The 18301-nt window shown below is 60.6% G+C and carries 17 protein-coding genes and 1 tRNA gene; 11 read left to right on the top strand and 7 right to left on the bottom strand.

Annotated elements, in window-relative coordinates; all coding sequences use genetic code 11:
* The first annotated feature begins 96 nt into the window (after nucleotides 1–96).
* From pstC to pstB, 3 genes are read left to right on the top strand one after another with little or no spacing between them, the layout of a single operon-like run.
* Entirely contained in the window at nucleotides 97–1041 is a 945-nt protein-coding gene (pstC, locus tag I6E73_RS04510; RefSeq protein ID WP_197123435.1) for a phosphate ABC transporter permease subunit PstC, read from the top strand.
* Nucleotides 1041–2123: a phosphate ABC transporter permease PstA gene (pstA, locus tag I6E73_RS04505; protein WP_197123433.1), complete on the top strand. Its 1083-nt coding sequence runs from the start codon at nucleotides 1041–1043 to the stop codon at nucleotides 2121–2123. The genes pstC and pstA overlap by 1 nt, the downstream gene beginning before the upstream one ends.
* 18 nt (nucleotides 2124–2141) lie before the next feature.
* The gene (gene pstB, locus I6E73_RS04500) at nucleotides 2142–2921 is read left to right on the top strand and encodes a phosphate ABC transporter ATP-binding protein PstB (RefSeq protein WP_197123331.1); all 780 of its coding nucleotides are present in this window, start codon (nucleotides 2142–2144) and stop codon (nucleotides 2919–2921) included.
* Nucleotides 2922–2993: 72 nt separating this feature from the next.
* Here pstB and I6E73_RS04495 read toward each other — a convergent pair whose 3' ends face one another.
* The 6 genes from I6E73_RS04495 to I6E73_RS04470 all read right to left on the bottom strand — a co-directional run bounded on the left by I6E73_RS04495 (nucleotide 2994) and on the right by I6E73_RS04470 (nucleotide 7706).
* The gene (locus I6E73_RS04495) at nucleotides 2994–4256 is read right to left on the bottom strand and encodes a Dyp-type peroxidase (protein ID WP_197123431.1); all 1263 of its coding nucleotides are present in this window, start codon (nucleotides 4254–4256) and stop codon (nucleotides 2994–2996) included.
* The gene (locus tag I6E73_RS04490; protein WP_197123429.1) at nucleotides 4257–4826 is read right to left on the bottom strand and encodes a copper chaperone PCu(A)C; all 570 of its coding nucleotides are present in this window, start codon (nucleotides 4824–4826) and stop codon (nucleotides 4257–4259) included. It abuts the gene before it with no gap.
* A 7-nt stretch (nucleotides 4827–4833) separates the two neighbouring features.
* Nucleotides 4834–5406 carry a copper resistance protein CopC gene (locus I6E73_RS04485; protein ID WP_197123427.1) on the bottom strand — a complete coding sequence of 191 codons (573 nt, stop codon included), beginning with the start codon at nucleotides 5404–5406 and terminating at the stop codon, nucleotides 4834–4836.
* Between the two features lie 109 nt (nucleotides 5407–5515).
* Complete coding sequence (locus I6E73_RS04480; RefSeq protein ID WP_197123425.1) at nucleotides 5516–6118, bottom strand: hypothetical protein; 603 nt, start codon at nucleotides 6116–6118, stop codon at nucleotides 5516–5518.
* 86 nt (nucleotides 6119–6204) lie between these two features.
* On the bottom strand, nucleotides 6205–7101 hold the full coding sequence (locus I6E73_RS04475; protein WP_197123423.1) for an anti-sigma factor domain-containing protein: 897 nt from the start codon (nucleotides 7099–7101) through the stop codon (nucleotides 6205–6207).
* Complete coding sequence (locus tag I6E73_RS04470; RefSeq protein ID WP_197123421.1) at nucleotides 7098–7706, bottom strand: sigma-70 family RNA polymerase sigma factor; 609 nt, start codon at nucleotides 7704–7706, stop codon at nucleotides 7098–7100. The genes I6E73_RS04475 and I6E73_RS04470 overlap by 4 nt, the downstream gene beginning before the upstream one ends.
* Nucleotides 7707–8201: 495 nt before the next feature.
* On the opposite strand from I6E73_RS04470, the gene I6E73_RS04465 reads away from it, so the two are divergent.
* Genes I6E73_RS04465 through I6E73_RS04450 form a run of 4 tightly spaced genes read left to right on the top strand, consistent with a single transcriptional unit; the run spans nucleotide 8202 to nucleotide 12332 of the window.
* Nucleotides 8202–9413 (top strand): PotD/PotF family extracellular solute-binding protein, encoded by a 1212-nt coding sequence (locus I6E73_RS04465; protein ID WP_197123419.1) that lies wholly within the window; start codon nucleotides 8202–8204, stop codon nucleotides 9411–9413.
* Complete coding sequence (locus tag I6E73_RS04460; protein WP_197123417.1) at nucleotides 9413–10594, top strand: ABC transporter ATP-binding protein; 1182 nt, start codon at nucleotides 9413–9415, stop codon at nucleotides 10592–10594. The genes I6E73_RS04465 and I6E73_RS04460 overlap by 1 nt, the downstream gene beginning before the upstream one ends.
* Before the next feature lie 2 nt (nucleotides 10595–10596).
* Nucleotides 10597–11514 (top strand): ABC transporter permease, encoded by a 918-nt coding sequence (locus I6E73_RS04455; RefSeq protein WP_197123415.1) that lies wholly within the window; start codon nucleotides 10597–10599, stop codon nucleotides 11512–11514.
* Nucleotides 11511–12332 carry an ABC transporter permease gene (locus I6E73_RS04450; protein ID WP_197106336.1) on the top strand — a complete coding sequence of 274 codons (822 nt, stop codon included), beginning with the start codon at nucleotides 11511–11513 and terminating at the stop codon, nucleotides 12330–12332. Before I6E73_RS04455 ends, I6E73_RS04450 begins: the two co-directional genes overlap by 4 nt.
* Here the strand turns inward: I6E73_RS04450 and I6E73_RS04445 are convergent.
* On the bottom strand, nucleotides 12329–12958 hold the full coding sequence (locus I6E73_RS04445; RefSeq protein WP_197123413.1) for a DNA-directed RNA polymerase subunit beta: 630 nt from the start codon (nucleotides 12956–12958) through the stop codon (nucleotides 12329–12331). The two genes, I6E73_RS04450 and I6E73_RS04445, sit on opposite strands and share 4 nt — an antisense overlap.
* A 25-nt stretch (nucleotides 12959–12983) precedes the next feature.
* On the opposite strand from I6E73_RS04445, the gene I6E73_RS04440 reads away from it, so the two are divergent.
* The 4 genes from I6E73_RS04440 (at nucleotide 12984) to I6E73_RS04425 (ending at nucleotide 18275) form a co-directional block, all read left to right on the top strand.
* A tRNA-Lys gene (locus I6E73_RS04440) sits at nucleotides 12984–13056 on the top strand.
* A 96-nt stretch (nucleotides 13057–13152) separates the two neighbouring features.
* Nucleotides 13153–13629 carry a hypothetical protein gene (locus I6E73_RS04435; protein WP_197106338.1) on the top strand — a complete coding sequence of 159 codons (477 nt, stop codon included), beginning with the start codon at nucleotides 13153–13155 and terminating at the stop codon, nucleotides 13627–13629.
* A gap of 144 nt (nucleotides 13630–13773) precedes the next feature.
* Nucleotides 13774–17340 carry a DUF4132 domain-containing protein gene (locus I6E73_RS04430; RefSeq protein ID WP_197123411.1) on the top strand — a complete coding sequence of 1189 codons (3567 nt, stop codon included), beginning with the start codon at nucleotides 13774–13776 and terminating at the stop codon, nucleotides 17338–17340.
* 80 nt (nucleotides 17341–17420) lie between these two features.
* Nucleotides 17421–18275 (top strand): NAD(P)-dependent oxidoreductase, encoded by an 855-nt coding sequence (locus I6E73_RS04425; protein WP_197123409.1) that lies wholly within the window; start codon nucleotides 17421–17423, stop codon nucleotides 18273–18275.
* Nucleotides 18276–18301: the final 26 nt, after the last annotated feature.

Raw genomic sequence — 18301 nt, 5'->3', positions numbered from 1 at the left:
CTTTGCACTGGGCCCGGCGCACCGCGCAGTCCCCGTCAGCACCACGCAGTACAGATCACGCACTAAGCCAAGCCACGGATAAGGGATACTCGACACATGACCTCGACTGCGGCCGCCCGTATTCGCGCGAAACAGCGCCCCGGAGACCGCCTCTTCTCAGGTACGGCCCTCACCGCTGGCGCGCTCATCCTCGCGATTCTCGCCGCCGTCGCTGCCTTCCTCGTTATTCAGGGAGTTCCTGGAATCACCGCGGATCCCGAAAAGACGACGCTCCTTGAAGGAACGAACTTCTGGTCGTATGTCGGCCCTCTCGTCTTCGGAACGCTCTGGTCAGCTGGCCTCGCTCTCATCATGGCCGTGCCGATCGCCATCGGAATTGCGCTCTTCATCTCGCACTACGCACCGCGACCGCTGGCAGCGACCCTCGGCTACATCATCGACTTGCTTGCCGCAGTGCCCTCAGTCGTCTTCGGCCTCTGGGGCGGCAACGTTCTCGCCGTCGGAGTGCAGCCCGCCTACGCGTGGCTTGCCGATAACCTCAGCTGGATCCCCTTCTTCGCCGGCCCTGCCTCGGGCACCGGCCGCACGATCCTCACCGCATCCATCGTGCTCGCCGTGATGATCCTGCCGATCATCACCGCCATCTGTCGCGAAGTCTTTCTCCAGACCCCCGTGCTGCACGAAGAAGCTGCACTCGCCCTCGGTGCCACGCGCTGGGAAATGATCAAAATCGCGGTGCTTCCCTTCGGTCGCGCCGGCATCGTCTCGGGAGCAATGCTCGGCCTCGGTCGGGCCCTCGGCGAAACCATGGCTGTTGCGATGGTGCTTTCGGCCTCCAACGTCATCACCTTCAACGTGATCAGCTCGACTAACCCGTCGACAATCGCCGCCAACATCGCACTGAGCTTCCCCGAGGCCTACGGACTCAATGTGAACGTACTGATCGCAACAGGCCTGATTCTGTTCGCCATCACGCTGATCGTCAACACGATAGCGCGCTACATCGTCAACCGCCGCAAGGAATTCTCGGGAGCGAACTGATGACTACCACCACACCCGCGCGCCCCATCGAGAACGCCTACGCCGCCGGGCAACTGCCCCGCTGGGCTCCTCTGCTCATCCTGATCAGCAGCCTTGCCACTTTCGTCATCATCTTCCTGTTCGTTCAAGCAGGCCAGGATGCAGCCGAATTCAACGTCGTCGGCGCCGTGCTTTTGGGCGTCGTGCTCTACGGCATCGTGCTCGTGACCGTCTCACGGCTCGTTGAAGGCCACCGTCGCGCCACAGACCGCCTTGTGACGACTCTGGTGACGCTCGCGTTCGTTATCGCGCTCCTGCCGCTCATCTCGCTGCTCTACACCGTGGCGATCAACGGCGCTGCCCGCTTCGACCTCGACTTCTTCACACTCTCGCTGCGCAACGTTGTCGGAGAAGGTGGCGGTGCAGCCCACGCCATCATCGGCACCCTGCAAATGACGCTCGCGGCAAGCATCATCTCGGTGCCCATCGGCCTCATGACCTCGATCTACCTCGTCGAATACGGTCGCGGTCGTCTTGCCCAAGCGATCACCTTCTTCGTGGATGTCATGACCGGCATCCCCTCGATCGTCGCTGGTCTCTTCGCCTACTCGCTCATCGTGCTCATTTTTGGCCCCGGCGTTCGCGTCGGAATCGCCGGAGCAGTCGCCCTGTCGGTGCTCATGATCCCCGTGGTCGTGCGCTCGAGCGAAGAAATGCTGCGACTCGTACCCAACGAACTGCGTGAGGCCGCGTTTGCACTCGGCGTGCCCAAGTGGCTGACCATTCTGAAGGTTGTGCTGCCGACATCCATCGCCGGAATCACGACCGGTGTGATGCTCTCCATCGCCCGCGTCATCGGTGAAACTGCCCCGCTGCTGGTTGCCGCTGGCTTCACCAACAACTTCAACTACTCGCTGTTCAGCGACCGGATGCAGAGCTTGCCCGTATTCGTGTACAGCTCCTACATTTCTCAGGGCACCGACGCCCAGGCCTACATCGATCGGGCGTGGGCTGGAGCACTCACCCTCATCCTGATCGTGATGGCACTGAACCTCCTGGCACGCATCATCGCCAAGATCTTCGCCCCCAAGACCGGTCGATAACCGAAGGAACCCCCACTCGTGTCTAAGCGCATCGAAGTCAATGATCTCAACGTCTACTACAGCAAGTTTCGCGCTGTAGAAGGAGTATCACTCACCATTGAGCCCCGCACCGTCACCGCCTTCATCGGCCCGTCCGGTTGCGGCAAATCAACGTTTCTGCGCACCCTGAACCGTATGCACGAGGTGATTCCCGGTGCGTACGTTGAGGGTGAAGTGCTCATTGACGGCAACAACCTCTACGCGCCCGGTGTTGACCCCGTCAGCGTTCGCCGCCAAGTGGGCATGGTCTTCCAGCGCCCCAACCCGTTCCCCACGATGTCGATTCGCGACAACGTGATTGCTGGTGTGAAGCTCAACAACTCCCGCATGAGCAAGAGTGACGCCGACGACCTCGTCGAGCAGTCCCTCATCGGCGCAAACCTGTGGCAAGAGGTAAAGGATCGTCTCGACAAGCCCGGCTCTGGCCTTTCTGGTGGACAGCAGCAGCGACTCTGCATCGCGCGCGCCATCGCTGTCAAGCCCGACGTCGTGTTGATGGATGAGCCGTGCTCGGCCCTCGACCCCATCTCGACTCTGGCCATTGAAGACCTCATCGAGGAACTCAAGCAGGACTACACGATCGTGATCGTGACCCACAACATGCAGCAGGCCGCCCGAGTCTCTGACCGCACCGCTTTCTTCAACATTGCCGGCACCGGCGCTCCTGGCAAGCTCATCGAGTACGACGACACCACCACGATCTTCTCGAACCCTAGCGTGCAGGCAACCGAAGACTACGTCTCGGGCAAGTTCGGCTAACGAGCCGCCTGAGCACAACAGAACAGCCCCCGCGCCAGCTGGCCGGGGGCCGTTCTGTTGTACTCGCACGCTCTAGAAGAGGGTGTCCCCGATGTAGCCGCCCTCCTGGCATCCCGGCGGAATAGCGAACACTGCTGACCCGACGGGCGTGGTCCACGTGTTGAGCAGGTCGAGCGTGTCGAGAGCCTTCTGCACGGGGACAAACTGCGTATCGACATCCGCTTGGAATGCCGCGAAGAGCAGCCCCGAGTTGGAGACGCTCTCGGCGCCCGTCAGCACCGTGTCGTCGTAGTTGTAGCCACGACGGAACATCTTGGTTGCTGCCTCGTTCTCTTTGGCCCGACGAACATGGGCGAAAGCGGGGATGACGGGGAAACCCAGTCTGTCTTTGGTCTCCAAGTCGGGTTCGTCACCCTCAACGGTGCCGGTGAGGGGCGCACCGGTGTCGAGGGTGCGACCGATGGTCTCCTCGCGGCCGAGGCGGTCGATCTTGTCCCAGCCATCGAGATCCATGGCGATACGGCGCAACACGAAACTCGTGCCACCCTCCAGCCACGAAGGAACGTCTGTGCTCCAGACTGCCTCGCTGAACTCGGTGGTGCCGGGCGAAGGGTTGCCCGTGCCATCGAGCTGACCGAAGAGGTTGCGCATCGTGGCGGCGGGATTCTCGGCTCCCGCCGCGCGACGGAAGCCGCTCTGCGACCACCGCGGCAGAGCAAAGCTCCGAGCATCCTTGAGCAGCATTCGCGCAGCGTGAGTGACCGTCAGAGGGTCGTTAGCGGCGATCTGTATCAGGAGATCACCATCGCAATAGGCCGGATCGAGCTTGTCGATGCCGAACGCCGGAAGCGGGCCGAGCCACGCGGGCGCGGCTTTGCCTGCCAGCTCGACAACGCGAGGTCCGAACCCGAAGGTGACCGTGAGTTGCGCCGGGATGACGGCGAGCTCAGGCTCGGAGTCCGCCAGAGCAGGCTGCCCCGCCGTGAGGCGAGCCGCGTCATCCGTCACGACGCTCATGAGGCGACGCAACCCAGAAGCGTCGACATCGTCGCGCAGGTCGAGCGAAACAAAGACGGCGTTGGACTGGGCTGGCGTTTCGATGCCAGCCTGGTGGGTGCCGTAGAACGGCACAGCGCCCTCGAAGGCTTCCTGCGGGGTGAAGTCCGCAGTCGTGGCAGCACCAGAGCTCGGCGGCGCGACCGAACCCGCAATGCCGCCAACGATGCTCACTCCGGCTGCTGTTGCCGCGCCGACACCCGCCGCAGCGGCACCGCCCCAGAGGAGGTGCCGCCGCGAGAGCCGACGCGAAGTGTCAGGCTCTACTGGTTCAGACAATTATTCGTCCATCTCCGTGTCATCGTGGCCCATGTCGCCGTTGTCCAGGTCCATGTCGTCATCGCCTTCGTAGTTCTCGTTGGCGCCGGAGTAGTCCTTGGCCGGAGCCGTGAACTCGAGCGTGCTGCCATCATCGAGCGTGAGGGTGACAGTGACGTCGTCTCCCGCAAGAATCGGGTCAGCGACACCCATGATCATGATGTGGTTTCCGCCGGGCTCAAGCATGAGCATTCCGCCAGCCGGAATGGTGAAGCCACCCTCGATCGGCTGCATGACCATGTCGCCCGATTCGTTCTCCAGCGTCTCGTGGAGTTCCGTCATATCTGAGGCACTCGTGGTCGCCGACACGATCGTGATGTCGTGATCGGTGGGGTTTTCAACCATGCCGAACGCGGCCGTCATGCCGCTGTCGATTGCCTTGACCCACGTGTCGGACGTCGTGAGAGTAGTGGCGGTCGACTCCATGCTGTCGTCGCCATCGGTGGATGCTGTGGTCGAGCATCCGGCGAGAGCAAGCGCTCCTGCCGCGAGAACGGCGATGAGGCTGAAGGATTTTTTGGTGCGGATCATTTCTGTATTACTTCTTTCGTCTAATCCAGAACCATCGCGCTGCGATGACTCCGGCAAAAAGGACGATGCCGCTACCGGCACCGATGAGGCTGGCGACAACAAGCGGACTCATGCTCGATGTCGAGTTGTCTGTTGCTGAGGCTGCGGTGTCTTCTTGCTCCGAGGCTTCTTCTTCGAGGCCGAAAGTTGCCCCCGGCGTCTCCTGACCAACCGCGAATTCAAAACTTCCCGAAATCGGGTGGCCATCGCTCGACACCACACGCCACCGCACCTGATAGCTGCCCTCGGGCATGTCAGGCAGCAGAGGCTGGATGGCGGCGCGATCTGTCACCTGCATGGGCCCACTGACCCAGTCGGTGCCGTCGGCATCCACCACCATGGCAAGTTGCGTGATGTCCATGAGATCGCCCGTGAATTCGAGACTGATCTTGCTCGGGGCAACCTCAAGCACTTCGTTCTCATTCGGAATTTGCCCAATGATTTGATCGTGGGCAAAAGCCGTCAGAGGCATCGCGAATACGAGCAGAGCAGCAAGAGCCACTCCCCCGACTACGCGCGCACTAGTTCGCACAAACGTCATCTGAGTTAGTCAGCTTTCCGTTGTTATCGCGGAGGCACACACTGCCTGCCAGGGGCGTGTTCGCGCAACCGCACAGGGATGGCACAAAACCATCACGCTGCAGAGGGAATTAGGAGAAGACCGCGCTGACGGTCGGTGGCCCTCTGCGGCTCACAACGGAACGTAATAACTGAAGCGTTGCCACAATCTCGTCGCGGCAGACAGCGCTAGCAACAACCGTGCGACGGATGACAACCGGAACAACCTGAGTCGAGAACAAGTGACGAAGGTGGCGGCTAGCACTCGCGGCAATCGAACTGAGTGCGGTCACGCCCTGGCGCAGCGCCACAATCGTGATGATGCCGGCAACAATGTGCCCTGCGGTCATCGCCCCCGCACCGTGCGAGCCATGGTTAATCGACCCAGCGAGGACCGTGAACGCGAGGTCGTGGTGTCCGCTGGACTGAGCCACGACGTTGCCCGGATTGCCGATAACCGCGAACACGGTGTGGAAGAGCGTTTGAGCAATCGTGACCGCCACGACGACGCGCGGAAGCGACATCCGCTTTCCGATGAGCGGAATGCTGATGAGCGCCGCGAACGTAAGAGCGAGAACGAGAGCAACCCAGCTGGGCATGCTGCCGCCACCAAAAACGTGAGCGGCTGCGGCAACAAAGACCGAGAAGGCAGCGACGATCAGCGCCCGGAGAACTTGGGTTCCCCTGCCGATCATGATTGCTCCTCTGAGTGCGACAGTTCGCGAGTGACGCGAGCCAGCTGCGTGGGCGAGCCAGCCTGCGTTAGCGACTCAGCAACAGTTTACGCGCTCTCGAAGACAACGATGGGATCGGTGGTTGGTGCATCCGAGCCGCCCTTTGGTTCGATCGTGACACCGATGATATCGCCGGCACCCAACTCGCCATCAAGCACGCGCCAGGTGGGACCATCGTCAGCGGCATCCATGAGACCCGCCGGCCGAGCGCCAGAGTCATCGATGTACCAGAGTTCGTAAACCTGATCAGCGGGCAGCGCTTCAAGACCATCCACAATCACTGCGGATGATGCGAGTTCACTCGACCACACGAAGGTAGCCGTCGCGCCGCCCGTCACAGTCGAAACCAGCCGCTGCGAATCACTCGCCGCGTTAATTGCCGCAAGCTGGTCAGCCTGCTGCGACGCAAAAGTGGACTGCTCAATGCTTGAGCGACCGATGGAATCAGCCACCACACCACCCGCAACAATGAGCGCCACAGCGGCAGCCACTGCGGCGAGCGCCGTAGCCGGACGCGTGAACCAGCGGGCCTGAGCCTTGGTCTCCGCGGGAGTTGCCGGGGCAGCAGGCGCGGTGCTTGACTGCTCCGCCGAGTCGTCAGCCGCGAGCGCAGCCGAAGCCGCCAACGGCGTGACGTGTGCGAGTGGCGCAGATGCGGCATCCACACTGTTGGCGTCGCTTTCTGCAACAACGTCGGCTTCGCGCGGCAACTGCGGAGTCTGCGCAATCAGCGCCATGAGGTTGTTCTTGAGCGCGGGCGGCGGCGTGACCGGGTCAACGGCCAGGCCGAGCGCTACTGCTGTGTCAGAGAGTTCAGTGGTTTCGGTGCGAGTTTCGCTGGATGAGGCCAGGTGTTTCTCGAATGCTTCGCGTTCTTCGGGGCTTAACGCATTGAGAGCGTAGGCGCCAGACTGGGCGGCGAGGTCGTCGTTACGGTCGTTCATGATGCCACCCCCATTTCGTCGCGTAAGCGGATCATTCCATCGCGTAGTCGGGTTTTGACAGTGCCGACAGGAACCTTGAGCATGGTCGCCACCTCACTGTGGCTATAGCCGCCGTAATACGCCAGGGAGACAGCTTGGCGCTGGAGTTCAGTCAGTCGGGACATGGCCTTCTCTACCCTTTCGTGTTCGAGTCGGACCTCTATGGTTTCTGAAACGTGATCGTAGTCCGGGTTGTGATCACGGATACCGATACGAACGTCACGGTCGCGGGACGACTGTGATGCACGCACACGGTCAACAGTTCGGCGGTGAGCCATGGTGAGAATCCAGCTAACCGCAGCGCCCCGGTTCGAATCGAAACGGGTTGCGGTTTGCCAAATCTCTAAGAAGATCTCTTGCGTCACTTCTTCGGACTGTGAATGGTCGCGCAGGAGCCTCTTGACGAGTCCGAAAACTCGGGGGGCCATCTGGTCGTAGAGCGCGCTAAACGCGGTCTGGTCACCAGTGGCGACACGCTCGAGTAAATCTTGTGGGGTCGCGGCGGACACACCCGCTTCTTCAGGGGTTGCGCCGACATCAGCTTCACGAGACATAAGGACAAGCATGACAGGTTCCTGTGCTCCTTCATCGCAGTTTTCAGGTTCAGCAGCGAATCATCAGTGAGTGGATGCGGACCGGCAATGGTTTTCGTCGGTTGCTTTCACTGGTGGGTGATTCGGTGCCCTTGCGCAAAGGGATTGGTCGGCATTCAGAAACCGTGGTGTTGTTCGTAGCGTTGTGCCCGGACAGAAGAAAAGCCGAGCCACAGAGAACGCCTCACGACGCAGGGCCGCTCTAAGCGGCTAATTTTGGAGCCCGGGGTTACTGTGGCCCGGCGAAGAAAAGTGTAGCAAAGGGCTTCCTGTGCGCACGCTCCGAATGCGCACCCGTGAGCAGACGCCCTTTGTTTCCGGTTTGTGCGGATTTCGTGACAAATATATTGCAATGCCGATGTTTTCGACACTTTTTAATGATTTTCCTGCGCATATGTGCAAATATCAGTCAGCCCTACAGCGCAGCGGGGCGTCCGGTGCACGTCACGAATGCTAGGAGAACTTGTCATGAAGTCCAAGCCTTTACCTGCTGATCCGATCATCCGTGAGCTGGTCCGCAAGGCCCAGAGCGCCACCATGAATCGACGTGCGTTGCTGACTGGCGCCGCTGCTGGCGCGACCGGGCTTGCACTCTCTGCCTGCTCGACCGGCCCTGCTGAATTGACCGCAGCCCCAGACACCAGCGCCACCGACAAGCTCGTCCGTTGGGACAACTGGGCGCTGTATGTCGACGTCGATGACGCAGGCAACTACCCCACCATCGACGCCTTCGAAGCTCAGACCGGCATCACGGTCGAATACACCGAAGCTGTTGACGACAACAACACCTACTACGCCAAGGTCAAAGACCAGCTCTCGCTCGGCAGAGATATTGGCGCTGACGTCGTTTGCCTCACGGACTGGATGGCCACTCGCCTCATTCGCTTTGGCTACGCGCAGAAGCTTGACCGCAGCAAGATGCCGAACGTCGACAACCTGTTGCCGTCGCTGCAAAATGTCGACTTTGATCCGGGTCGCGAATTGAGCATCCCGTGGCAGGGCGGCTTCGCAGGCATTTGCTGGAACAAGGAACTACTGCCCGGCGGAATCGAATCCGTTCAGGACCTCTGGAAGGCCGACCTCAAGGGCCGCGTCGGAGTGCTCTCGGAGATGCGCGACACCATGGGCCTGATCATGCTCGCCCAGGGCGTCGATATCGCTGGAGACTGGGGCGACGACGAGTTCAACGCAGCGATCGACGAGTTCTCGAAGCAAGTCGCCGATGGCCAGATTCGAAACATCAAGGGCAACTCGTACAAAGAGGACCTCGTCAACGGCGATACCGTGGCTGCAATTGTGTGGTCGGGCGACATCGTGCAGCTGAATGCCGAAAACGGAAACAAGTGGGAGTTCATCGTTCCCGATGCTGGCGGAACCCTGTGGAACGACAACTTCATGGTGCCGATTGGCAGTGGCGCGAAGTCGAACGTGGAAGAAATGATCAACTACTACTACGACCCCGAGGTCGCCGCCGAGGTTGCCGCCTACGTGAACTACATCACGCCCGTGGTCGGCGCGAAAGAAGCGATGATGGCTATCGATCCTGAACTCGCCGAGAACAAGCTGATTTTCCCCGACGACGAGATGCTGTCGAAAGCGTTCGTGTTCCGTGAGCTCGACAGTTCTGAAGAGCAGAAGTACAACACCGCTTTCCAGAGCGTCGTGCTCGGGGCAGCTTAATGACGACAGACACCTTTGCGGAGAGTGGCGCCGACCTTGAGTTGGTGGGAATCCATAAACGTTTCCCCGGCTTCACCGCGATTGAAGAACTCAATCTCACCATCCCCGCAGGGTCATTCTTTGCACTGCTCGGACCGTCTGGCTGCGGCAAGACAACGACGCTGCGACTCGTCGCTGGCCTCGAGGCTCCCACCGCCGGACGGATCTTGGTCGGTGGCACCGATGTGACCAACCAGAAGTCGTTCCAGCGACCCGTCAACACGGTGTTTCAGAGCTACGCGCTATTCCCGCACATGACCGTGCTCGAGAATGTCGCTTTTGGGTTGCGCCGCCGCAAGATGACCGACCCTCTGGGCAAAGCGCACGAAGTGCTGCGACTGGTGGAACTCGATCACCTCGCTAGTCGGCGACCTCAGCAACTCTCCGGAGGGCAGCAGCAGCGTGTTGCGCTGGCACGTGCCATCGTCAATCGGCCGGCACTGCTTCTGCTCGATGAACCGCTGGGTGCGCTCGACCTCAAGTTGCGTCGCCAAATGCAGCTTGAGCTCAAAACCATCCAAGAGGATGTCGGCCTTACCTTCCTGCACGTGACCCACGATCAAGAAGAGGCCATGACTATGGCCGACACGATCGCCGTGATGAACAAGGGCCGCATAGAGCAGATGGGCGCCCCTCAAGAGCTCTATGAATTGCCCAGGACAGCGTTTGTGGCGAACTTCCTAGGGCAGTCCAATCTGTTCACCGGCCCCGTTGTGAGCACGACAAGCGCGGGTGTGGCAGTGGATGTCGCGGGTCACAAAATTGTCGTGCCCGCCACCCGAGCGCATCGCACGACCGGTGAAATCACGATCGGCGTGCGCCCCGAGAAGTTGACCTTGCACTCCGCAAAGCCCATCCATGACGCTGATGTCAACGTGATGGGCCCCGGTCGCGTCACGGATGTCTCGTTCAGCGGTGTGAGCACTCAGTATTTGGTTGAGGTCCCCGGCGCAGGCACGCTCATCGTGTTCGCGCAAAACATGACCTTCGGCTCTGACGTCAAGTTCGGAGATGGAGTGTGGGTCAGCTGGGGCGTTGGCCACGGTTTTGGCCTTGACGACGATCCTGCGGATGCTCCGCGGTTCGAGGCTGACTTCGACACTCGCTCGATTGCCGCGCAGCGCCACCTCGAGGGTGCGTAGCGATGGCTTTCGCGGCCTTCTCTACGACAGCTGCTCCGACTTCTTCTGACAGCGTCAAGAAGAAGAGCCCGGTAGCGCTGCTGCTGCTTCTTCCGGGCATCCTGTATCTCGTTCTTTTCTTTCTCGCGCCTTTAGTGTCGCTGCTATTGACCTCGTTCAAGGTGCCGGCAGAGTTCGGAGATATTGGCGAGTTCAGTTATGCGTTCCGTTGGGAGAACTACACCGACGTCATCACCGCGTACTGGCCGCACATTCTTCGTTCCTTCGGCTACGCGATTACGGCTACGTTCTTCGCCCTGATTATTAGCTATCCCTTGGCCTACTTCATCGGGGTCAAGGCTCGACGCTGGCCGCTGTTGCAGAGCCTCGCTCTGGTCATGGTCGTCGCTCCGTTTTTCATCAGCTTTCTGCTGCGCACTCTCGCCTGGAAGCAAATTTTCGCCGATGAGTCGTTCCTCGTGACATCGCTCAAAGCGGTGTCACTACTCGCGCCGGATGCTCACGTCACCGGTACGGCGTTCTCAGTGATCTTCGGTCTCACCTACAACTTCATCCCGTTCATGACGTTGCCGTTGTACACGACTCTGGAACGGCTCGACGTGCGCTACCTCGAAGCAGGCAGCGACCTTTATGCCAGCCCGTTCCACGTTTTCCGCAAGGTAACCATCCCGCTGTCCATGCCGGGCATCGTGGCAGGCACCCTGCTCACGTTCATCCCGGCCGCGGGTGACTACATCAATGCGAGCCGAGAGTTTCTCGGTGGCACCGGAACCCAAATGATGGGCAATGTGATCGAGGCGAACTTTCTCGTGCTGCAAAACTTTCCGGCGGGAGCAGCTCTCTCCATCATTCTGATGTCAGCGATTCTCGTGATGGTGAGCATCTACGTGAAAAAGTCGGGAACGGAGGACCTGCTGTGAAACACTCCATCAGCAAATGGGTATTGCCCGCCTACAGCGCCCTCGCGCTGCTGATCCTTATGATTCCGATCGGCTACACCTTCGTCTACAGTTTCAACGATTCGCTCAAGTCAAACATCACGTGGCGCGGCTTCACTTTCGACAAGTGGCTCAACGTCTGCAACGTGCAAAACGGCGCCGTGTGCGAGGCCTTCGGCAACAGCATCTTCATCGGTGTCGTAGCAACGGTGCTGGCGACCACCCTCGGGACCATGATCGCAATAGCGATGGTGCGCTATCGGTTCAAGTTCCGCTCGCAATTGAGCCTGTTCCTGTTCTTGCCGATGGCCACCCCGGAAGTTGTATTAGGTGCCGGGCTTGCTGCCCAGTTCCTGTCGATCGGTGTTCCGAAGGACATGCTGACCATCATTTTGGCCCACACGATGTTCTGCATCAGCTTCGTGGTCGTCGCGGTAAAGGCCCGCGTTGCCAGCTTGGACCCGGCGCTCGAAGAAGCCGGCCGCGACCTCTACGGCTCAGCGCTTCAGGTATTCCTGCGCATCACGTTCCCGCTGTTGCTCCCGGGTATTCTCGCCGCAGCCCTGCTGTCGTTCGCTCTGTCTTTTGACGACTTCATCATCACGAACTTCAACTCCGGCGCTGTGTCGACCTTCCCCAAGTACATCTGGGTATCGGCGGCGCGAGGAATCCCTGCTGAGGCGAATGTTCTCGCTTCAGCAGTGTTCATCTTTGCGCTGATCATCGTCGTCACCGTGCAGGTATCGGGCGCGGCCCGAGCGAAGCGGCTCGAGAAGCTGCACCAGGCCGGAGTGAACTAGTCGAGCGAACCTGCGCGGAACAGTTTCGCGCACGCCGTGAACTCTTGAGCCGTGAGCGAGTAGCGAGCGGCTCGAGTGGTGAGCTCACTCGCACGCTCGGGATTGAGGAGCTCCTGATCATCCGCAACGCTCGTCGCGCCTGATGCCAAAATGCGACTGAAGGATGCCGCCCGATCGAGGGCGACCCCAAAGTCGCCGTGGAAGAGCCCGCGCAGAATCTGGTCCGCAAGCTCCTTGATCTCGTGAGGCCCGGTCGGATTCACGGCACCGGTCACAGCGGCATCGATAGTGGGAAGAGTCTCGATACCCCGCTGGAAGAGAAGGCTCGTGCCCACCGCATCCTGCTGGATGACAGCACGCAGCAGATAGATGCGCCAGAGTGCGCCCGGAAGGCTGCTGGCGCTCGATCGCGACCAGAGCTCGGCGAGCGCATCAATGCCGTGCTTGTCGGTGTACGCGACGATTCGGTCGACTACGGCAGGGTCATCCGAATTGCGAGCACCATCGATGAGTGCATGGGCCGTGTCATGGGCCGCGCGCATTATTTGGGCTGGATCTTGACCGCCTTCGAATGTGTCAAACTTATCTCCAGAGTATTGAGTGGGCTTATGGAAGTTATCTGCCATAAGTTCACGGTACGCTTAACGTGTAGGGCTTGTAGCTCAGTTGGTAGAGCATCGGACTTTTAATCCGCGGGTCCCGGGTTCGAGTCCCGGCGGGCCCACATTTTTCTTCGCCTTCGAAGTAGCTGATTGCGGTTCTTCTCCGGCGTGCGGTTGTTCTCCGCATTCAGGAGCGTGCCGCGATTAGGCTCCTCACCATGGAGTTATGGGACGCTGGCGGAACGAACTACCTCAGCATCGAGCCGATGGCGTACCAGTTTGAGGATGTACGGGTCGATCCCTACGACGCCAACTGGCTGTTGATCGACGGGCGTGCGCGCTGCGGCACCGAAGAATGGAACTTTCTCGAGCCCTGCTTGCTCGTCGAGGAAGCGCTCAACCTAGGCACGTGGCTGACGCGTGCCGCCCGCGGACTTGTTGAGCCAATAGAGCTGAGCGGGGCGGGCGCGCTGCAGCCCACCATTTCTCACGTCGAACCGAACCTCGGGTTTGGTCTCGTGAGTTGGGATCCCTCTGCCGTCGTGCTCCGCGTGTTCCTCTGGCTTGAGTCACAACCGCCGAGCGTGACGAGCGAGATGGAATTCTTCATGGACCTCACGATCGCGCCGAGTGACCTCAAGCAGGCGGTCGCGGCGTGGGAGACGGAACTCGCCGAGTTCCCCCTGCGCGGCTAGGACGCTCACCGCGAGTGCTGCCGAGGCACTGCTAACGTCGCGCTCAACGCGCCCCTATGTGGGGACAGCGCGGTAGCATCCAGCCCCGTAGCATTTCATTGTGAGGTTCACTCACCCCGTGTTCGCGTCCCGGTGAGGAACCACATGACATCCAGCGACCCCCGCACTCTGCTCGCAGATTCTTTGGCGGAATTGGATGTTGTGCTGCGTCACGACATTCTCGACTACGTCTTCGACGGCAGCAATCAGGATTATCCGTCGCGGCTCAGCAAGAACGACCGTGCCGCGTTTTGCAGCATCGACACCCTTACCCGCACGGACTTCTACCTTCAGCTGGAGTCCATTGAGCGAGCCGACGATGAGACTCTCGTGCGGTGGGGTCGTTTTCTCTCGGCGGCACGAGTCGAGCCCCTCAGCACTCCTGGCGCGATGCCCAACTCTGTGTGGGCGCTCGTCATGGATGCCTTGTCTGCTTTCAGCCGCAACGGACGGCGGAGGTTTGCCGACATTCCGTTCACGTCGATAACGACTGAAAGAATCGCCGCGCTCATGCGACTTGAGCAGGTGAACGAGAATGATCTCCCCCGAACGTTGATCGCCGAACTAATCGGCACTGCAGACGATTACGCTCGCTATCGAGCCACCGGACTTCGAGCGATTCCCGGCATGGCTGAGTTTCTCGTCACGAACGCCGACGCGCTTGAAGACTTGCTCCCCAAATTCACGTACGGAGCGCTCTTCGAGTTAGTCAGAATCGCCGCGAGCCATCCCCCGCTTGCAGAGATGCATGGGGAGCTCATCGCAGCCCTCGCCATTCACGGCGATAAGAAATTGCGGATGCCTGCACTGGCCGTTCTACGCGGAATCGCCCCTGCCCGCCAACTCGCCGTTCTCGAAACTCTTCTCGAAACGGGGTCTGCAGCCCATCGCGAAAGGGTCATCTACGCACTGGAGAACGTGCCAGATATCCCGGCTGCCATCGGTGTACTTGAGCGCGCGCTTGCACGAGGCACGAAGGGCACGGTAGAGATCGATCGGGCGATTCAACGCCTCGCTATTTACGAGCTGTATGGAGCCCCGGAGCACATTGCGGTACCCGCGATGGTGCCACTCGCCGAGAATGTGCTCGACGACGCCGCTGTCGAATCGATACGCACGACTGTCACGGACTACCGCGCACGACAGAGCCGCCTGGTCGAATCGGCAAAGAAAGAACGAGAGGATTTTCTCAAGAAATACCCGGGCAACGCCACAGGCAACTTAGTTGAGTCCTATGAGCAGCACGTCGTTGAGGCAGACGCGACGCTGAAAGCGCTACCCCAAATCGTCAACTACCTCTCCTACGGAGGCGAGGCACTCGAGCGCACTCTGTTATACCCGCTGAATCACGTAAGCCATCGCCTCGTGGGCTTCGCCCCTGTCAACTGGGTACGGCAATCAGGAACCTCCTACTGGGGACGTGGAGCCAGCGATAGCGATCGGGAGATCGACGCTCGTTCGATCGCACACGCGCTCATCCAATCGGGGTCGACGGTCAGCAACGCCAACATCCATATCTTCGGTTCAGCGCTCACCGACTATTTCAGCGGACCATCGCTGTTGCCCGCCCAACTTGTGGGCTTCATGGCGGAGAACCCCCACCTATTTGATGTGGTTCTGGGTCTTGAATTCGGTGAGATCGAAGGCCACTGGTCCGGCAACGATTTGCGCGCCGATGTGCTTCCGATTCTGGAAGCATCTCCCCGTCTCGCTGCGCGCTACTTACCCCTTGTTACTGACCTCGCAATCGGCACTGCAAAGTCGAATCGCGCAGCGGCTCAGCGGGTGCTGGAGAAGCACGGCCTGGCGGAGCGCATCGCCGAGGAGTCTCTCCGCGTCGGCAACACCGAAATTCGCACCGCAGCAGTGGTCTGGGTGGGATCGCTCGGCGGCGACTGGGCGGTTGATGCACTCGCTCAGCAACTCGAACAAGAAACAGTCCCGACAGTTCGCGCAACGATCATCGCCGCGCTTGAGCGACTAGGGCGAAACATCGGGGTTTATCTGCAGCCATCTGCTCTTGCGTCCGAGGCAGCCAAGGGACTCGCTAAGGGCCTGCCCAAGGAGATGGAGTGGTTTCCCTTCGCCGACCTGCCGACGGCCGCCTACGCGGACGGCGTTGAGGTGCCCTCCGACGTTCTGCGCTGGTGGATCGTTCTCGGCTTCACGCTGAAAGACCCTGCCGGTGCGGGTCTGCTGCCGCTATACCTGCGTACGCTCACTGCGGCGAGCGCCAGTGCACTCGGCCGCTTCGTGCTGACGACGTGGATCGCACGCGACGCGACGAAAGACGACGCCGTCTCCATGGAGAAAGCGTTCACAGCTGCTATCCGCTATTCAGGCATCGTGAAGGCACTCGCTCTAGATGATCCGGAAATTACGCGCGAAACTCTGCTGTTCTTCGACATCGTGGATGCAGATTTGCCACCGGAGTTTTCTCTCGCGAACTCAAGAGAGTTGGACTATTTCGAACGGGAACGTTTGCGGGAATATGGCAAGGTGCCAACCGCGACAGCACACCGTGGCATCCTCTCCCTCTGCAGCCACGTTCCAGGCGCCGAGCTTGCCGAAATCGTGCGGCAGTACATGAGACGTAAGCATTTGAAGCGGGCGCAGATCGACGCACTCCTCGTGGTCTTGTCGCTCTCGGGCGATCCAGAACCGACACAGCTCCTCGTCGCGACGGCACGGCGGTATCGCACCGCCGGCATCCAAAAGCGGGCTGGCGAGCTTGTCGATGCGATCGCCGAGGCCCGCGGGTGGTCGACAGACGAACTTGCCGATCGGATGATCCCGACCGCCGGTCTCGACAGTTCACGCACGTTCGCGCTCGACTATGGGCCGCGCTCGTTTGTGGCGCGCTTCGGCACCTCTCTCAAACTCAGTCTCGAAACTGCTGAGGGCGAACTGATCAAGGCACTCCCCGCCCCGCGCAAGGCTGACGAATCTGCTGCGGCAGCGAAAACCCACTTGGCCACCAACAAGAAGGAGCTCACCGCGGTCGTCACAATCCAACGCCGACGGCTTTACGACGCGATGTGCGTACGACGGGAGTGGACTGGCGCTGAGTGGCGCGAACGGCTGCTCGAGCATCCGATCATGGGCGTTCTCGTTGCGGCGTTGGTCTGGCACATCGATGGCATCACAGTTCGCCCTGATCTCGACGGCACCCTACGAACCGTTGATGGCTCGCCTGTCGAAGTGACCCCGGATGCCCGCGTGAGCGTTGCGCACCCGACAACGCTCGACACCTCCGTGATTGAGGCCTGGCGCGCGAGTGCAGCCCCCTTGGGGCTCGGCTTTGACCAATTTGGCGCAACCCCGATTGCCACCACAGGAACGGAATCACGGCGCGACAACCTCGACGGGACGGAGAGTGAATCGTTCCGACTCCGCTCGCGAGCGAAAGCGAGGGAATGGAACCGTGGGGAGACGGGCGACGACGTGAGCTTCTTCGAATACGTGAAGCGGTTCGATACCGTCGGGTTGGAAGGCGTGCTGTCGTTTTCGGGAAGCAGCTTGCCGGAAACGAACATCCCTATCGAGCTCGGGGCGCTCACCATTCGCCGGATCACTCCGCGCGGCAGCGGTGGCGCAGCACAATTCTCGGAGCTGCCACCCGCACTGCTGGCCGAGCTCGTTGCGGACTACGAGTTTTTTGGCGCGGCCTAGGCGCGTCAGCATGCACAGAGCTAGCATTGCTCCCGGTCATCTAAAACGATTCACTATCGTGCCAAGCAAAGGAGCTAGCCATGACATTCACTCCCCTTCGTATCGCCGTCACCGGTGGAAACGGCAAGCTCGGGCGGGCGGCTGTCGCAGGCTTGCGTGCGGCTGGTCACACGGTGATTGTGCTCGATATGGCTGGCCCCGACCGCACCCAGTTCACCTACGTTGACCTCACCGACTATGGCCAGGTCGTCGATGCTCTCGCCGGCGTGAACGACCGCCACGACGGCGTGGATGCTGTCGCTCACCTCGGTGCGATCCCTGCGCCAGGGCTCTGGTCCGATGTGGCCACTTTTCAGAACAACATGAATGCCACGTTCAATGTGTTTCAGGCGTGCAAGCGACTCGGCATCAAGACAATCGCGTATGCCTCGAGCGAGACGGTGCTCGGGCTGCCGTTCGAGACTCCCCCGCCCTACATTCCGCTCGATGAGGAATACGAGACGCGCCCCGAGTCGACCTACTCAATGGTGAAGCATCTTGAGGAAGAGATGGCGCAAAAGTTTGTGCGCTGGGATCCCACGCTGACCATCACCGCGCTGCGTTTCTCCAACGTGATGGACCCTGCCGACTACGCCGAATTCCCGAGCTTCGATGCGGATGCCCGACAGCGGTCGTGGAACCTCTGGGGTTACATCGATGCCCGCGACGGCGCCAACGCCATCCGTGTGGCACTGGAAACCTCCCGCCCCGGCTATGACGTTTTCAACATCTTCGCCGCCGACACCGTCATGTCACGACCAAATGCGGAGCTCGTGGCTGAGGTGTTCCCCGGCGTAGAGGTTCGCGGCGAGCTCGGCGTCAACACTTCGCTGACGTCGATCGCGAAGGCCGAGCGGTTGCTCGGCTGGGTGCCGCAGCACAGCTGGCGTAACTAGCGCTCAGCTGGCGAACGCCACCTCAG

This window comes from Salinibacterium sp. SWN248 (assembly GCF_015864575.1).
GTDB lineage: Bacteria > Actinomycetota > Actinomycetes > Actinomycetales > Microbacteriaceae > Rhodoglobus.
This window is presented reverse-complemented; position numbering and strand designations above follow the sequence as displayed.

Coding starts and splice junctions, on each gene's coding strand:
- pstC (WP_197123435.1), top strand. CDS start 97: ATGACCTCGACTGCGGCCGCCCGTATTCGCGCGAAACAGCGCCCCGGA.
- pstA (WP_197123433.1), top strand. CDS start 1,041: ATGACTACCACCACACCCGCGCGCCCCATCGAGAACGCCTACGCCGCC.
- I6E73_RS04490 (WP_197123429.1), bottom strand. CDS start 4,826: ATGATCCGCACCAAAAAATCCTTCAGCCTCATCGCCGTTCTCGCGGCA.
- I6E73_RS04485 (WP_197123427.1), bottom strand. CDS start 5,406: ATGACGTTTGTGCGAACTAGTGCGCGCGTAGTCGGGGGAGTGGCTCTT.
- I6E73_RS04480 (WP_197123425.1), bottom strand. CDS start 6,118: ATGATCGGCAGGGGAACCCAAGTTCTCCGGGCGCTGATCGTCGCTGCC.
- I6E73_RS04475 (WP_197123423.1), bottom strand. CDS start 7,101: ATGAACGACCGTAACGACGACCTCGCCGCCCAGTCTGGCGCCTACGCT.
- I6E73_RS04470 (WP_197123421.1), bottom strand. CDS start 7,706: ATGCTTGTCCTTATGTCTCGTGAAGCTGATGTCGGCGCAACCCCTGAA.
- I6E73_RS04465 (WP_197123419.1), top strand. CDS start 8,202: ATGAAGTCCAAGCCTTTACCTGCTGATCCGATCATCCGTGAGCTGGTC.
- I6E73_RS04460 (WP_197123417.1), top strand. CDS start 9,413: ATGACGACAGACACCTTTGCGGAGAGTGGCGCCGACCTTGAGTTGGTG.
- I6E73_RS04455 (WP_197123415.1), top strand. CDS start 10,597: ATGGCTTTCGCGGCCTTCTCTACGACAGCTGCTCCGACTTCTTCTGAC.
- I6E73_RS04445 (WP_197123413.1), bottom strand. CDS start 12,958: ATGGCAGATAACTTCCATAAGCCCACTCAATACTCTGGAGATAAGTTT.
- I6E73_RS04435 (WP_197106338.1), top strand. CDS start 13,153: ATGGAGTTATGGGACGCTGGCGGAACGAACTACCTCAGCATCGAGCCG.
- I6E73_RS04430 (WP_197123411.1), top strand. CDS start 13,774: ATGACATCCAGCGACCCCCGCACTCTGCTCGCAGATTCTTTGGCGGAA.
- I6E73_RS04425 (WP_197123409.1), top strand. CDS start 17,421: ATGACATTCACTCCCCTTCGTATCGCCGTCACCGGTGGAAACGGCAAG.